Here is a 15,084-nt window from a genome sequence, read left to right as displayed (position 1 = left end):
GGCGGGGTCCAGGGTCCGCAGGGTGAGCGGGACGGGCTTGCCGCGGTCGATCGCGGTCCATCAGTGCGGCGGGCGGGAGGTCCCGCCGGGGTGGCCGTTCCAGCCTGAGGGCAGTGTGTAGGTCCAGCCCGGCTGCCAGGTGAACGGGACTTCGAGCGCGTCCTCGGGCGAAGCCCCGGTGAGCAGACAGTCCAGCGCCCACTGGTTGGCCGTATGGGCGATCAGGAGGACGCGCCGGCCGTCCCAGTCCCGGGCCAGGTCCTGGAGGAGGGAGTCGGTGGCGGCCAGGACCTGGCGGTAGCTCCGGCCCCCGGGGAAGGGGATGTCGAGGTGCCGGGTGCGCCGGGCGGCGACGAGCCGGGACGGGCGGCCGTTGAACTCGCCGTAGTCGCACTCCCGCAGCCGGGCGTCCTCGTGGATCGGGGGCCGGCCGTCGGGGAAGGCGATCCGGGCGGTGTCGACGGAGCGGCGCAGATCGGAGCTGAACACGGCCGCGATGTCCTGACCGCGGCGCCGTTCGCCGAGTTCACGGGCCTCGCGGCGGCCCTGCGCCGAGAGAAGGCCCGGGAGCCCGCCGGTGGAGATGCCGGCCTCGTTGTCCGTCGTGGTGGAGTGCGCCTCGTAGATGATCTCCACGGTCATGCCGGGGCTCCGATCCCGGCGCCCGCGAGCGACCGGGTGCCCCTTCCGGCCACCGGTCCGGCCACCAGCGCCTCCTCTCGCCGTGGACACCGTGGTGTCCGGCATCCTGACGCACGAGGGTACGGGGACCGCGGCGGTGGTGACGGTGACTTTGACTTGACGGTCACGGGAGGGGACCGCGCAGCGAGCCCACCGAACGGCCGCGCAGCGGGCCCACCGGACGGCCGCGCAGCGGGCGGACCCGCACCCCGGACCACCGCACCGCACCGCGTCCCGTCACCCCGAGGCCGCGGCGAACGCCCCCCGCGCGAGCCGGTGCAGCAGATCCGCCGTGGCCGCCCGCGAGGGCAACGCCCCGGGCCGGCTCAGCCGCGGGGTGGAGTTGAGCAGCCCGAACACGGCGTGGACGGTGGCCCGTGCCTCCGTCTCGGTCAGCGCCGTGTACTGCGCGCGTACGGCGTCGACCCACAGTTCGACGTACTGCCGCTGGAGCTGGCGTACCAGCTTGCGGTCGCTCTCCCGGAGCCGGTCCAGTTCCCGGTCGTGGAGGGTGATCAGCGGCCGGTCGTCGAGGGCGAAGTCGATATGGCCCTCGATGAGGGAGTCGAGGAGGGCGGCCGGGTCGTCGGCGGCGGCGGACTCCTCGACGCGCCGCCTGCCGCCGGTGAGCAGCTGTCCGCTGATCCCGACGAGCAGCTCGGCCAGCATCGCGTCCTTGCCCGCGAAGTGGCGGTAGAGCCCGGGGCCGCTGATGCCGACGGCGGCCCCTATCTCGTCCACCCCCACCCCGTGGAACCCGCGCTCGGCGAAGAGCCGCGCGGCTTCCTTGAGGATCTGCTCGCGGCGGGTCAGGGCATCGGTTCTGGTGACCATGCCGTCAATTCTAGACAGGGGCGTTAGCGGTCGTTAACCTGAAGAGCGGACGTTAACGCTCACTAACAACGCTGGACGGCCGGACAGGGCGCCGTACGGCCGAGGGGGCTCGACACGATGCAAGAGGCACCGGTGCTGGAGAGCGCGGCCGATCCCGCCTCCACCGCGTTCCGGACCAACGAGGCGGCGCACCAGGCCCTCGGCGAGGAGCTGCGTACCCGGCTCGCCCGGGTCCGCCTCGGCGGCGGCGAACGCGCCCGTGCCCGGCACACCGCGCGCGGCAAGCTGCTGCCCCGGGACCGGGTGGACACCCTGCTGGACCCGGGCTCCCCGTTCCTGGAGCTGGCCCCGCTCGCGGCCGAGGGCCTGTACGGCGGGGACGCCCCGGCGGCCGGGGTGATCGCGGGGGTGGGCCGGGTCTCGGGCCGTGAGTGCGTGATCGTCGCCAACGACGCCACGGTCAAGGGCGGCACCTACTACCCGATGACGGTGAAGAAGCACCTCCGGGCGCAGGAGGTGGCCCTGGAGAACCGGCTGCCGTGTCTGTACCTGGTGGACTCGGGCGGCGCGTTCCTGCCGATGCAGGACGAGGTCTTCCCCGACCGGGACCACTTCGGGCGGATCTTCTTCAACCAGGCCCGGATGTCCGGCGCGGGCATCCCGCAGATCGCGGCGGTGCTCGGTTCCTGCACGGCGGGCGGCGCGTACGTCCCGGCGATGAGCGACGAAGCGGTGATCGTCCGGGGCCAGGGCACGATCTTCCTGGGCGGCCCGCCGCTGGTGAAGGCGGCGACGGGCGAGGTCGTCACCGCCGAGGAGCTGGGCGGCGGCGAGGTCCACTCCCGGACCTCGGGCGTCACCGACCATCTCGCGGAGGACGACGCGCACGCCCTGCGGATCGTCCGCACCATCGTCTCGACGCTCCCCGCGCGCGGCGCCCCGCCCTGGACGGTGACCCCGGTCGAGGAGCCGAAGGCCGACCCGTACGGGCTGTACGGCGCGGTCCCGGTCGACTCCCGCACCCCGTACGACGTGCGTGAGGTCATCGCGCGGGTGGTGGACGGCTCCCGGTTCGCGGAGTTCAAGGCGGAGTTCGGGCAGACCCTGGTGACGGGCTTCGCCCGGGTCCACGGCCACCCGGTGGGCATCGTCGCGAACAACGGCATCCTCTTCTCGGAGTCGGCGCAGAAGGGCGCCCACTTCATCGAGCTGTGCGACCAGCGCGGCATCCCGCTGCTGTTCCTCCAGAACATCTCCGGTTTCATGGTCGGCCGCGCGTACGAGGCGGGCGGTATCGCCAAGCACGGCGCGAAGATGGTGACGGCCGTCGCCTGCGCCCGGGTCCCGAAGCTGACCGTCGTGATCGGCGGGTCGTACGGCGCGGGCAACTACTCGATGTGCGGCCGGGCCTACTCGCCGCGTTTCCTGTGGATGTGGCCCGGCGCGAAGATCTCCGTGATGGGCGGCGAGCAGGCCGCGTCCGTGCTCGCCACCGTCAAGCGCGACCAGCTCGCGGCGCGCGGCGAGGAGTGGCCCGCCGGGGACGAGGAGGCGTTCAAGGACCCGATCCGCGCCCAGTACGACACCCAGGGCAGCGCGTACTACGCCACCGCCCGGCTCTGGGACGACGGGGTCATCGACCCGCTGGAGACCCGCCAGGTCCTCGGCCTCGCCCTGACCGCCTGTGCCAACGCCCCGCTGCCGCCCCGGGGCGACGGCTTCGGCGTCTTCCGGATGTGAGGGCCACGCCATGACAGACACCACGACCCACGCCGACGCCGGCACCGGCACGATCGGCACCGGCCCGGCCGGGGCCGTCCCGGCCGCCGCCCCCCGGATGTTCGACACCGTCCTCGTCGCCAACCGCGGCGAGATCGCCGTCCGGGTGATCCGTACCCTGCGCGCCCTCGGCGTCCGCTCGGTCGCCGTGTTCAGCGACGCGGACGCCGACGCCCGCCATGTACGGGAGGCGGACACCGCCGTACGTCTCGGCCCGGCGCCGTCCGCCGAGAGCTATCTCGCCGTGGACCGCATCCTGGACGCGGCCCGCCGTTCGGGCGCCCAGGCGGTCCACCCCGGGTACGGCTTCCTCGCGGAGAACGCCGGATTCGCCCGTGCCTGCGCCGACGCCGGACTCGCCTTCATCGGCCCGTCCGCCGAGGCCATCGCCCTCATGGGCGACAAGATCCGCGCCAAGGAGACGGTCCGCGCGGCCGGGGTCCCGGTGGTCCCCGGCTCGTCGGGATCGGCCCTGGACGACTCCGCGCTCACCGCCGCCGCCCACGCGATCGGTATGCCCGTACTGCTGAAGCCCTCGGCGGGCGGCGGCGGCAAGGGCATGCGGCTGGTCCGGGACGCGGACACGCTCGGTGACGAGATCGCCGCCGCCCGGCGCGAGGCCCGTGCCTCCTTCGGTGACGACACCCTTCTGGTGGAGCGCTGGATCGAGCGGCCCCGCCATATCGAGATCCAGGTCCTCGCGGACGCCCATGGCGGGGTCGTCCATCTCGGGGAGCGCGAGTGCTCGCTCCAGCGCCGCCACCAGAAGGTCATCGAGGAGGCGCCGAGCGTCCTGCTGGACCCGGCTACCCGGGCCGCGATGGGCGAGGCGGCCGTGCAGGCGGCCCGCTCCTGCGGCTACCGGGGCGCGGGCACCGTCGAGTTCATCGTCCCCGGCGCGGACCCGTCCCGGTTCTCGTTCATGGAGATGAACACCCGCCTCCAGGTCGAGCACCCCGTCACCGAACTGGCCGTGTCCGTCGCCGGACGCCCCGGGATCGACCTCGTCGAATGGCAGCTGCGGATCGCCGCCGGTGAACCGCTGCCGTTCGGCCAGGACGACATCGCGCTGACCGGGCACGCCGTGGAGGCCCGGATCTGCGCCGAGACCGTCTCCGTCAAGGAGGGCGCCCGGGGCTTTCTGCCCTCCGGCGGCACGGTCCTCCTGCTGCGCGAACCGGACGGTGACGGGGTCCGCACCGACTCGGGGCTCAGCGCCGGGACGGAGGTCGGCAGCCTCTACGACCCGATGCTGTCCAAGGTCATCGCGTACGGGCCCGACCGGCCGACCGCCCTGCGCCGGCTGCGGGCCGCGCTCGCGGACACGGTCACCCTCGGCGTCCCCACCAACGCGGGCTTCCTGCGCCGCCTCCTCGCCCACCCGGCGGTGGTCGCGGGCGGGCTGGACACCGGGCTGGTCGAGCGGGAGGCCGACGGACTGGTCCCCCGCGAGGTGCCGGAGGAGGTGTACGAGGCCGCCGCCGCGGTCCGGCTCGCGGCGCTCCACCCCGCCCCCCGGGCGGACGGCTGGAGCGACCCGTTCGACGCGCCGACCGGCTGGCGCCTCGGCGGGACCCCGGCCCCCGTCGCGTTCCCGCTGCGCGTCCCGGGACTGGACCCCGTCACCCATGTCCCGCGCGGCACGGCGGCGGTCACCGCCGACCGGGTCACCGTCACCCTCGACGGCGTCCGGCACACCTTCGACCGGGCCGCCGACTGGCTCGGGCGGGACGGCGACTCCTGGCAGGTCCGGGACCACGACCCGGTGGCCGCGTCCCTCACCGGCGGCGCGGGCGCGGGTGCCGGGTCCCTCACCGCCCCGATGCCCGGGACGGTCACGGTCGTCAAGGTCGCCGTCGGTGACCAGGTCACCGCCGGGCAGAGCCTGCTGGTGGTCGAGGCGATGAAGATGGAGCACATGGTGTCCGCCCCGCACGCCGGTACGGTCACCGAGCTGGACGTACGCCCCGGGACCACCGTCGCGATGGACCAGGTCCTCGCGGTCGTCGAACCCGCGACCGCCCCGGACACCGGCGGCGGGAACGGCGGCGGCGACAAGGACGGCAGCGGGGACGGCACCGGCGCGGAGGGTGTCTCATGACCGCCGCCGGACTGCCGATGCCCGTGCCCGTGCCCGGACTCCCGCCCCGGGTCCGTATCCACGAGGTGGGCGCCCGCGACGGACTCCAGAACGAGAAGGCGGTCGTCCCCACCGAGGTGAAGGCCGAGTTCGTCCACCGGCTGGCCGACGCGGGCCTCACCACCGTCGAGGCCACCAGCTTCGTCCACCCCAAGTGGGTGCCGCAGCTCGCCGACGCGGAGCGGCTGTACCCGCTGGTGCGCGAGCTGGGCGAGCGGGGCGTGGCCCTGCCCGTACTGGTGCCCAACGCCCGCGGTCTGGACCGCGCCCTCGCGCTGGGCGCCCGGAGCGTCGCCGTCTTCGCCAGCGCCACGGAGTCGTTCGCCAAGGCCAATCTGAACCGCACGGTCGACGAGTCCCTCGCGATGTTCGAGCCGGTCGTCACCCGCGCCAAGGGCGGTGAGCACGGCGGGGTCCGGGTCCGCGGCTATCTGTCGATGTGCTTCGGCGACCCGTGGGAGGGGCCCGTGCCCCTCGCCCAGGTCGTCCGGGTCGCCCGGGCCCTGCTGGACATGGGCTGCGACGAACTGAGCCTCGGCGACACCATCGGCGTCGCCACCCCCGGCCATGTCCTCGCGCTGCTCACCGCGCTGAACGCGGAGGGTGTCCCCACCGACCGGATCGGGGTGCACTTCCACGACACCTACGGGCAGGCGCTCGCGAACACCCTCGCGGCCCTCCAGCACGGTGTCACCACGGTCGACGCGTCCGCGGGCGGACTGGGCGGCTGCCCGTTCGCGAAGTCCGCCACCGGCAACCTCGCCACCGAGGACCTCGTCTGGATGCTGACCGGTCTCGGTGTCGAGACCGGTGTCGACCTCGGCCGTCTCACCGCCACGAGCGGGTGGATGGCCGGCCGGCTGGGCCGCCCCAGCCCGTCCCGTACCGTCCGCGCCCTGACCGGGGCCACCGCGGACCAGTCCCCCGAGGAGCAGCAGTCATGACGCTCGACCACCGCCTCTCCCCCGAGCACGAAGAACTGCGGCGCACCGTCGAGGCGTTCGCCCACGACGTGGTCGCGCCGAAGATCGGCGAGCTCTACGAGCGTCATGAGTTCCCGTACGAGATCGTCCGGGAGATGGGCCGGATGGGCCTGTTCGGGCTGCCGTTCCCGGAGGAGTACGGCGGGATGGGCGGCGACTACCTCGCGCTCGGGATCGCGCTGGAGGAACTGGCGCGGGTCGACTCGTCGGTGGCGATCACCCTGGAGGCGGGGGTGTCGCTGGGCGCGATGCCGCTGCATCTGTTCGGCACGGAGGAGCAGAAGCGGACGTGGCTGCCCGCGCTGTGCGCGGGCGAGACCCTCGGCGCGTTCGGGCTGACCGAGCCGGACGGCGGTTCCGACGCGGGTGCCACCCGGACGACCGCCCGGCTGGACGAGGCGACCGGCGAGTGGGTCATCAACGGCACGAAGTGCTTCATCACCAACTCCGGTACGGACATCACCGGGCTGGTCACCGTCACCGCGGTCACGGGCCGCAAGCCGGACGGCGGTCCGCTGATCTCCTCGATCATCGTCCCGTCGGGCACGCCCGGGTTCACCGTCGCCGCCCCCTACTCCAAGGTCGGCTGGAACGCCTCCGACACCCGGGAGCTGTCCTTCGTGGACGTACGGGTCCCGGCGGCGAACCTGCTCGGGGAGCTGGGACGCGGGTACGCGCAGTTCCTGCGCATCCTGGACGAGGGCCGGATCGCCATCGCGGCGCTGGCCACGGGGCTCGCGCAGGGGTGTGTCGACGAGTCGGTGAAGTACGCGAAGGAACGGCACGCGTTCGGGCGGAACATCGGGTCGTACCAGGCGATCCAGTTCAAGATCGCGGACATGGAGATGAAGGCGTACACCTCGCGGTTGGCGTGGCGGGACGCGGCGAGCCGGCTGGTCGCCGGTGAGCCCTTCAAGAAGGAGGCCGCGCTGGCGAAGCTGTACTCCTCGACGATCGCGGTGGACAACGCGCGGGAGGCCACGCAGGTGCATGGGGGGTACGGGTTCATGAACGAGTACCCCGTGGCGCGGATGTGGCGGGACTCCAAGATCCTGGAGATCGGGGAGGGGACGAGCGAGGTCCAGCGCATGCTGATCGCTCGCGAGCTTGGCCTTACGGGGTAACGGGGTTTCCCCTGCGGGTCGCCTTCGCTTGCGCTTGTGAGGTCTGTCCGGCGGGACGTACTCCGTTCCTGTGCCGTCGCTCGGTGGGTGCGCAGTTCCCCGCGGGTCGCCTTCGCTTGCGCTTCCCAGGTCTGTCCGGCGGGACGCACTTCGTTCCTGTGCCGTCGCTCGGTGGGTGCGCAGTTCCCCGCGGGTCGCCTTCGCTTGCGCTTGTGAGGTCTGTCCGGCGGGACGCACTTCGTTCCTGTGCCGTCGCTCGGTGGTTTCGCGCAGTTCCCCGCGCCCCTGGGTGCTGCCCCTGTTCGTCGCTCTTCGGGTGCGGGGCGGTTCTCGTCTTTTGCGCAGTTCCCCGCGCCCCTTTGGGGCGCGTCCGGCTTGTTCTTCGGGTCGGTGCCGGTCGGGATTCTCCGTCCTCGATCCGACACGCTCGGTACGACGCCCCTGACCCGACTGAAGAGCATCGGAGTCTGCGAGCAGAGATTCCCGCCCACCCCCTCCCGTAGACGTGCGAGTCCGCGAGGAGGGTGGTTCCGCAGACGACGGACAACATGATGGGGCGCCCCCAAAGGGGCGCGGGGAACTGCGCAAAAACGAGGGCCGACCCGCACCCGACGAACAGCCCGAAGGGGCAGCATCCGGGGGCGCGGGGAACTGCGCGAGCAACCAAGAGCCATCCGCACCCGAACGGGAACCGCAGGGGCGCGACCGAAGGGGCGCGGGGAACTGCGCACCCACGGACGGCCCGCGCAGGGACAAGTACGGCCAGGTGGGGAACCCTGGAGGCGCAAGCGAAGGCGACCCGCGCAGGGACAAATACGTCCCGCCGGACAGACCTGGGAAGCGCAAGCGAAGGCGACCCGCGGAGGCGGCCCGCCCGGACACCGACGGAGACATTAGGTTAGGCTTACCTAAATTCAACGCCGGCATCCCCCACGCCACCGCCCCGTCCGGGAGGACCCATGCGTTCGCACCTGCTCCATGACACGACCACGGAGCGGTACCGCCGCTCCGTGACCGAGGGAATCGAGCGGGTGGCGACAAGAGCCGCCACCACCGGACGGCAGTCCCCCGCCCGGACCCCCGAACCCCCCGCCCCGCGCCTCGCCGCGATCGACCTCGACCGCCCGTTGGGCGACACGGGTCTCGCCCTCGACGAGCTGGACGGGATCTACCTGCGCGACACCCTCTCCTTCCGCCGCCCCCGCTACCTCGCGCATCTGCACTGCCCCGTCGTCATCCCCGCGGCCGTCGGCGAAGCCGTGCTCGCCGCCGTCGACTCCCCGCTCGCCACGCGTGATCCGTCGGCCGGCGGCGCCCTGATCGAGCGCCGGCTCATCGACTGGACCGCCGGCCGCCTCGGCCTCGGCCCCGCCGCCGACGGTGTCTTCACCGGCGGCGGCACCCGCTCCACCGTCCAGGCGCTGACGCTCGCGCTGGCCAGGACCGGGGACAGCGACCCGGCGCGGCTGCGCGTCCTCACCTCGGAAGCCGGTCACTTCGGCGTCCGGACGGCCGCCGGACAGCTAGGACTCGGACCGGACGCCGTCATCACCGTGCCCGGCGACCCGGACGGGCGGATGCGGGTGCTCGCCCTCGCCCGTGAACTCGCCCGCTGCGAGCGCGCCGGACTGCTCCCCATGGCGGTCGTCGCCACCGCCGGAAGTACCGACTTCGGCTCCATCGACCCGCTGCCGGAGATCGCCGCACTGTGCGCGCGGTACGGCGTGTGGCTGCACGTCGACGCCTCGTACAGCTGCGGACTGCTCGCCTCCCGCCGCAACCGCCACCGCCTCGCGGGCATCGAGCACGCCGACTCCGTCACCGTCGACTACCACAAGTCCTTCTTCCAGCCGGTGGGTTCGAGGGCGGTCCTGGTCCGGGACGGCTCGGTCCTGCGCCCCGCACCGCGCGGCGCGGGACGGGAGGCGCGGACGGCCCGCCGTTTCGACGCGCTCACCCTGTGGATGACCCTGCGGGTGATGGGCGCCGACGCGGTCGGGGACCTCTTCGACGAGGTGTGCGACCTGGCCACCGAGGGCTGGCGGCTCCTCGACGCCGACCCCCGCTTCGAGGTCCTGATGGAACCGGCGCTGTCCACCCTGGTGTTCCGCTACCTGCCGCCGGTCGTGACCGGCCCCGCGGACATCGACCGCGCCAACCTCCACGCCAGGAAAGCCCTGTTCGACTCGGGCGACGCCGTGCTCGCGGACACCAAGGTGGGCGCCCGCCGCTACCTCAAGCTGACCCTGCTCGACCCCGCGACGACACCCGCCGACCTCGGCGCCGTGCTGGACCTGATCTCCCGGCACGCCGAGCGGTATCTCGCGGAGCGCCTCGGCCCCATCGGCTGACCACCCGTCACAGGGGGGCGGTCGACCGCTGTCCGGCCGGCCCCGGGGACGGGGCGGGCCGGGGCCGTCCGCTTCCCCGGCTCCGGCCCGCCGGGTCAGTCCTTCGGCCAGGGCACCTGCGGGGAGCGGTGGTAGCGGATGCCCAGCGCGTCCCAGCGGGGCGCCTGTGCCACCAGCCGGTGCTTGTAGGTGTCCCAGTCATGGGTGGCCCGCGGCGACCAGCCCAGCTCCGCGATCCCGGGCAGCCGGGGGAACGCCATGACGTCCAGTTCCTCCGTCGTCCCGAGCGTCTCCGTCCACAGCGGCGCCTCGACCCCGAGCACCGCGTCCTCGGGCAGCCCCTCCAGATACGCGGCCGGGTCCCAGTCGTAGGAGCGCCGTACCTCCACCAGGCCCGCCCACTTGAGACCCAGCTCGGTCTCCTCGGTGTACTTCATGTCCAGGTACGACCGGTCGGCCGGGGACAGCACCACCTTCGCGCCCGCGCGGGCCGCGTCGGCCACGCCCTCGCGTTCGGCGTCCTTCGTCTTGTCGTACCCCCAGTACTGGATGATCGCGCCGTCCACCGGACGGGCCCCGGCGAGCTGGTGCCAGGCCATGACCCGCTTGCCGTACTTGCCGACGACGGCCTGCGCCCGGTCCATGAAGGCGGCGTACTCGTCGTGCGGCGTCACATGCGCCTCGTCGCCGCCGATGTGGATGACCGGGCCGGGCGTCAGCTCCGCCAGCTCCCGGATCACATCGTCCACGAAGTCGTACGTGACCTCCTTCGGCACGCACAGCGAGGTCAGCCCGACCTCGATGCCGGTGTACGGGTCGAGCGCCTTGCCGTCGCAGTTCAGCTTCGCGTATGCGCTGAGGGCGGCACCGGTGTGGCCCGGCATGTCGATCTCGGGCACCACCTCCAGATGCCGCGAGGCCGCGTACTCCACCAGCTCCCGGTACTGCGCCTTGGTCCAGAAGCCGCCTTCGCCGCCGCCGACCTCGATGGCGCCGCCGACGCCGGTGAGCCTCGGCCAGGAGTCGACGGCGAGCCGCCAGCCCTGGTCGTCGGTGAGATGCAGATGCAGCTTGTTCAGCTTGTACAGGGCCAGCTGGTCGATGTACCGCTTCACCTCCTCGACGGTGAAGAAGTGCCGCGCCACGTCCAGCATCGCGCCCCGGTAGGCGTACCGGGGGGTGTCCTCGACCGTGCCGCCCGGCACCGTCCAGGGCCCGCGCTGCTCGCTGTCGCGCTCGACGGCGGCGGGCAGCAGCTGGCGCAGCGTCTGCACCCCGTGGAAGAGTCCGGCGGCCTTCCGGGCGGTGATCGTCACCGCCCGTTCCGTGCTCTCCAGCCGGTATCCCTCGGCGCCGAGCTCCCGCTCCCCGTCGCTGAGCAGCAGCCGGATGCCGTCGTCCCCGGCGTCCCCGGTGACGGGCAGCCGGTAGCCGGTCGAGGGCCGCAGCACCCCGGCGAGGTATCCGGCGACGTCCTGGGCCGCGCGGGAGCCGTCGACCCGCAGCGGGGTCGCGGCCGTGAGCCGGAACGCGGACCCGCCGGGCTCGACGGAGGCGGGCGCGGGGATCACCCGGCCGAGCGCGGGCACGGCGGCGGCCGGTGAGCCGCTCTTGCCCCCGTCCTCGGCGGTGCCCGCGCAGGAGATGGCGGTGGTGGCGAGGAGCAGCAGCGAGCCGACCAGCCGGGGTGTTCTGTGACGCGGGTTCACCGGCGTTCCTTCCGGGGTTCGTTGGGGGTCCAGCACAGGATCCAGCAGGGGGTTCGTCGTGGGCGGCGGACGGGAGCCGGGGACCCCTGGCGCCGGCGGTCCGCGGGCGTGCCTCGTACGCGCCCCCGCGGTCCATGGACCCAGCATCCACCCTGGCCGGGGATGGGAGAATCCCCGTATGGCGGAAATCATCCAGCGCGACGGAACCTGGACCTTCGACGGTGGGACCCTGCGGCTCGTACCGGGCCGGGACAAGGCGGTGAGTCTGCTCCGCAGGACCCTGGGTGAACTGACCGTGCCGCTCACGGCGGTCGCGGGTGTCTCCTTCGAGCAGGGCCGCAAGGCCGGGCGGCTGCGGCTGCGGCTGCGGGAGGGGGCCGATCCGCTGCTCCAGGCCGCGGGCGGGCATCTGACGGACGGCACGGACCCGTACCAGCTGTCGGTGGAGCCGGACCGGGGCGGGGTCGCGGAGTACTTCGTGGACGAGGTCCGCAACGCCCTGCTGCTGGACGAGGTGCCGTCCGGCCCGGCCGACCGCTATCTGATGGCGGGCCCCTCGGTGCCGCTGTCGGTGCAGGCGGGCGACGGGACGGCGAGCTTCGACGGGGAGCATGTACGGCTGGAGTGGAACTGGAAGACGGAGGAGGCGAAGGCCGCCGCCGGGACCCGGTCGCTGGCCGTCGACTCCCTCCAGGGCGTCGAGTGGCAGCCGTCGGCGGGGCTGGAGAACGGCTTCATCCGTTTCACCGTGCGCAATGTCCCGCCGACGAAGGCACCGCCGAAGTACGATCCGCACGCGGTGGTCCTGTGGGGGTTCCGCAAGGACCCGCTGATGGCGTTGATCGCCGCGGCCGTGCAGGCCCGGCTGCCGCACCCGGCCGCGCTCACCCGGGACACCCCGCCGAAGGCGCTCACCGCGGCCCCCGCCGCGCCCCCGGCCCCCGCGCCCGCGCCTCTCGCGGACGATCACGACGCGCTGCTGCGGAGGCTGCGGGAGCTGGGCGAGCTGCGGGAGGCGGGGGTGCTCACCCAGGAGGAGTTCACCGCGGCCAAGCAGGCGGTCCTCAGCCGGATGTGACCCGGGAGGTGCGGTTTGGGCGCATTCTTCCCCTTCGCACACCATTGGCACACTATTCGCGCCTTATGTAATCTCACACGGCTTTTCTGAACGTCCCTCACTTCGCCCTGGGCGGCCCCCGACCCGCAATCGGGGGCCGCTCTGCCCGAAATCGGGCAGGATTCTTGCGTAAGCGCCTCGGTTGTCCCAGGATCAACGGGTGCACGACGACCTTGTCGATCATCTGACGCGCAGTACGCCGCTGAGCCGCGGCGAGGCCCTGCGGGTGGTCCAGGACGTCCTCGCGTACTTCGACGAGACGACGGAGGACTTCGTCCGTCGCCGCCACCGCGAACTCCAGGGTCAGGGCCTGGTGAACGCGGAGATCTTCGAACGGATCGAGGCGGAACTGAGCTACCGCGCGGTCGCGCCGCCGACCCTCTCACTGAGGCAGCTGCGCCGCATCGTCTACGGCTAGCGACGGCATCCGGGAGACCCCCGGGCCCCGGGGGCGACCCGGGGAGCCGTCACGGCCGTCCGAGAACACAGAAACAGAGGACACGTTCCATGTGCGGAATCGTCGGATACATCGGCAGGCGCGATGTGGCCCCGCTGCTCCTGGAAGGGCTCCAGCGGCTGGAGTACCGCGGCTACGACTCGGCCGGTGTGGTGATCACGGGCCCCAAGGCCACCGGACTGAAGATGGTCAAGGCCAAGGGCCGGGTCCGTGACCTGGAGGCCAAGGTCCCCGCCCGCTTCACCGGCACCACCGGGATCGCCCACACCCGCTGGGCCACCCACGGCGCCCCCTCCGACGAGAACGCCCACCCGCACCTGGACGGCTCCGGCCGGGTCGCCGTCGTCCACAACGGCATCATCGACAACGCCTCCGACCTGCGGACCAAGCTCACCGCCGAGGGCATCGAGTTCCGCTCCGAGACGGACACCGAGGTACTGACCCACCTCATCGCCCGCTCGGACGCCCCGACCCTGGAGGAGAAGGTCCGCGCGGTCCTGCGGATGGTCGAGGGCACCTACGGCATCGCCGTGCTGCACGCCGACTTCGCGGACCGGATCGTCGTCGCCCGCAACGGCTCCCCCGTCGTCCTCGGCATCGGTGAGAAGGAGATGTTCGTCGCCTCCGACGTCGCCGCGCTGGTCACCCACACCCGTCAGGTCGTCACCCTCGACGACGGCGAGATGGCGACCCTGAAGGCCGACGACTTCCGCACCTACACCACCGAGGGCACCCGTACGACGGCCTCCCCGACCACCGTGGAGTGGGCGGCCGAGTCGTACGACATGGGCGGCCACGACACGTACATGCACAAGGAGATCCACGAGCAGGCCGAGGCCGTGGACCGGGTGCTGCGCGGCCGGATCGACGACCGGTTCTCCACGGTCCGCCTCGGCGGGCTGAACCTCGACGCCCGGGAGGCGCGCGCGGTACGCCGGGTGAAGATCCTCGGCTGCGGCACCTCGTACCACGCGGGCATGATCGGCGCCCAGATGATCGAGGAGCTGGCCCGGGTCCCCGCCGACGCCGAGCCCGCTTCCGAGTTCCGCTACCGCAACCCGGTGGTGGACCCGGACACCCTCTACATCGCGGTCTCGCAGTCCGGTGAGACGTACGACGTGCTGGCCGCCGTGCAGGAGCTGAAGCGCAAGGGCGCCCGGGTGCTCGGTGTGGTCAACGTCGTCGGCTCGGCGATCGCCCGGGAGGCCGACGGCGGGGTGTACGTGCACGCCGGTCCCGAGGTGTGCGTCGTCTCCACCAAGTGCTTCACCAACACCACCGTCGCCTTCGCGCTGCTCGCCCTGCACCTGGGCCGCACCCGCGATCTGTCGGTGGCCGACGGCAAGCGGATGATCGAGGGCCTGCGCAAGCTGCCCGGCCAGATCGACGAGATCCTCAAGCAGGAGGACGACATCAAGGCGCTGGCCCGTGAGTACGCGGACGCCCGCTCGATGATGTTCATCGGCCGGGTGCGCGGCTACCCGGTGGCCCGTGAGGCGTCGCTGAAGCTCAAGGAGGTCTCGTACATCCACGCCGAGGCGTATCCCGCCTCGGAGCTGAAGCACGGTCCGCTCGCGCTGATCGAGCCCGCGCTGCCGACGGTCGCGATCGTGCCCGACGACGATCTGCTGGAGAAGAACCGGGCGGCGCTGGAGGAGATCAAGGCCCGCAGCGGACGCATCCTCGCGGTGGCCCACCAGGAGCAGGAGAAGGCCGACCGGACGATCGTCGTCCCGAAGAACGAGGACGAGCTGGACCCGATCCTCATGGGCATCCCGCTGCAACTGCTCGCCTACCACACGGCGTTGGCGCTGGGCCGGGACATCGACAAGCCCCGCAACCTCGCGAAGTCCGTGACCGTGGAGTAGTCACCCGGCCGGGCCTCGGACGGACCCGCCTCACCCCGGTC

Annotated in this window: 11 protein-coding genes; 8 read left to right on the top strand and 3 right to left on the bottom strand. The window is 72.7% G+C overall.

Features of this window, described 5'->3' with window-relative positions; translation table 11 throughout:
• Positions 1 to 60 precede the first annotated feature (60 nt).
• The gene (locus OG711_RS25655; RefSeq protein ID WP_329560661.1) at positions 61 to 642 is read right to left on the bottom strand and encodes a histidine phosphatase family protein; all 582 of its coding nucleotides are present in this window, start codon (positions 640 to 642) and stop codon (positions 61 to 63) included.
• Positions 643 to 918: 276 nt separating this feature from the next.
• Positions 919 to 1,515 carry an SACE_7040 family transcriptional regulator gene (locus tag OG711_RS25650; protein WP_329560659.1) on the bottom strand — a complete coding sequence of 199 codons (597 nt, stop codon included), beginning with the start codon at positions 1,513 to 1,515 and terminating at the stop codon, positions 919 to 921.
• Positions 1,516 to 1,632: 117 nt separating this feature from the next.
• Here OG711_RS25650 and OG711_RS25645 point away from each other — a divergent pair, with 117 nt between their 5' ends.
• The 5 genes from OG711_RS25645 (at position 1,633) to OG711_RS25625 (ending at position 9,892) form a co-directional block, all read left to right on the top strand.
• Positions 1,633 to 3,255, top strand: coding sequence for a carboxyl transferase domain-containing protein (locus tag OG711_RS25645; RefSeq protein ID WP_073793830.1), 1,623 nt, complete (start codon positions 1,633 to 1,635; stop codon positions 3,253 to 3,255).
• A 97-nt stretch (positions 3,256 to 3,352) separates the two neighbouring features.
• Positions 3,353 to 5,395, top strand: a complete 2,043-nt coding sequence (locus OG711_RS25640; RefSeq protein WP_329564018.1) for an acetyl/propionyl/methylcrotonyl-CoA carboxylase subunit alpha — start codon at positions 3,353 to 3,355, stop codon at positions 5,393 to 5,395.
• The gene (locus OG711_RS25635) at positions 5,392 to 6,378 is read left to right on the top strand and encodes a hydroxymethylglutaryl-CoA lyase (RefSeq protein ID WP_329560657.1); all 987 of its coding nucleotides are present in this window, start codon (positions 5,392 to 5,394) and stop codon (positions 6,376 to 6,378) included. The genes OG711_RS25640 and OG711_RS25635 overlap by 4 nt, the downstream gene beginning before the upstream one ends.
• A complete protein-coding gene (locus OG711_RS25630) occupies positions 6,375 to 7,541 on the top strand; it encodes an acyl-CoA dehydrogenase family protein (RefSeq protein ID WP_073793831.1) in 1,167 nt (388 codons plus the stop codon). The genes OG711_RS25635 and OG711_RS25630 overlap by 4 nt, the downstream gene beginning before the upstream one ends.
• Positions 7,542 to 8,500: 959 nt before the next feature.
• A complete protein-coding gene (locus OG711_RS25625; RefSeq protein WP_329560655.1) occupies positions 8,501 to 9,892 on the top strand; it encodes a pyridoxal phosphate-dependent decarboxylase family protein in 1,392 nt (463 codons plus the stop codon).
• A gap of 95 nt (positions 9,893 to 9,987) precedes the next feature.
• Here OG711_RS25625 and OG711_RS25620 read toward each other — a convergent pair whose 3' ends face one another.
• Positions 9,988 to 11,601, bottom strand: a complete 1,614-nt coding sequence (locus OG711_RS25620; protein WP_073793833.1) for a beta-N-acetylhexosaminidase — start codon at positions 11,599 to 11,601, stop codon at positions 9,988 to 9,990.
• A gap of 178 nt (positions 11,602 to 11,779) precedes the next feature.
• Between OG711_RS25620 and OG711_RS25615 the strand changes: the two genes are divergently transcribed.
• The 3 genes from OG711_RS25615 (at position 11,780) to glmS (ending at position 15,043) form a co-directional block, all read left to right on the top strand.
• Positions 11,780 to 12,679, top strand: coding sequence for a DUF4429 domain-containing protein (locus OG711_RS25615; RefSeq protein WP_073793834.1), 900 nt, complete (start codon positions 11,780 to 11,782; stop codon positions 12,677 to 12,679).
• A 199-nt stretch (positions 12,680 to 12,878) separates the two neighbouring features.
• Positions 12,879 to 13,136 (top strand): hypothetical protein, encoded by a 258-nt coding sequence (locus tag OG711_RS25610; RefSeq protein ID WP_073793835.1) that lies wholly within the window; start codon positions 12,879 to 12,881, stop codon positions 13,134 to 13,136.
• A gap of 89 nt (positions 13,137 to 13,225) precedes the next feature.
• Positions 13,226 to 15,043 (top strand): glutamine--fructose-6-phosphate transaminase (isomerizing), encoded by a 1,818-nt coding sequence (gene glmS / locus OG711_RS25605; protein WP_073793836.1) that lies wholly within the window; start codon positions 13,226 to 13,228, stop codon positions 15,041 to 15,043.
• Positions 15,044 to 15,084 lie beyond the last annotated feature (41 nt).

Origin of the sequence: Streptomyces uncialis (genome assembly GCF_036250755.1) — a bacterium.
Lineage (GTDB): Bacteria > Actinomycetota > Actinomycetes > Streptomycetales > Streptomycetaceae > Streptomyces > Streptomyces uncialis.
Note: the sequence above shows the minus strand (reverse complement) of the source record. Positions and strands in the feature narration are given on the sequence as shown.

Bases quoted from the DNA above. Each gene is read 5' to 3' on its own strand.
- OG711_RS25655 (WP_329560661.1), bottom strand. From the start codon at position 642: ATGACCGTGGAGATCATCTACGAGGCGCACTCCACCACGACGGACAAC.
- OG711_RS25650 (WP_329560659.1), bottom strand. From the start codon at position 1,515: ATGGTCACCAGAACCGATGCCCTGACCCGCCGCGAGCAGATCCTCAAG.
- OG711_RS25645 (WP_073793830.1), top strand. From the start codon at position 1,633: ATGCAAGAGGCACCGGTGCTGGAGAGCGCGGCCGATCCCGCCTCCACC.
- OG711_RS25640 (WP_329564018.1), top strand. From the start codon at position 3,353: ATGTTCGACACCGTCCTCGTCGCCAACCGCGGCGAGATCGCCGTCCGG.
- OG711_RS25635 (WP_329560657.1), top strand. From the start codon at position 5,392: ATGACCGCCGCCGGACTGCCGATGCCCGTGCCCGTGCCCGGACTCCCG.
- OG711_RS25630 (WP_073793831.1), top strand. From the start codon at position 6,375: ATGACGCTCGACCACCGCCTCTCCCCCGAGCACGAAGAACTGCGGCGC.
- OG711_RS25625 (WP_329560655.1), top strand. From the start codon at position 8,501: ATGCGTTCGCACCTGCTCCATGACACGACCACGGAGCGGTACCGCCGC.
- OG711_RS25615 (WP_073793834.1), top strand. From the start codon at position 11,780: ATGGCGGAAATCATCCAGCGCGACGGAACCTGGACCTTCGACGGTGGG.
- glmS (WP_073793836.1), top strand. From the start codon at position 13,226: ATGTGCGGAATCGTCGGATACATCGGCAGGCGCGATGTGGCCCCGCTG.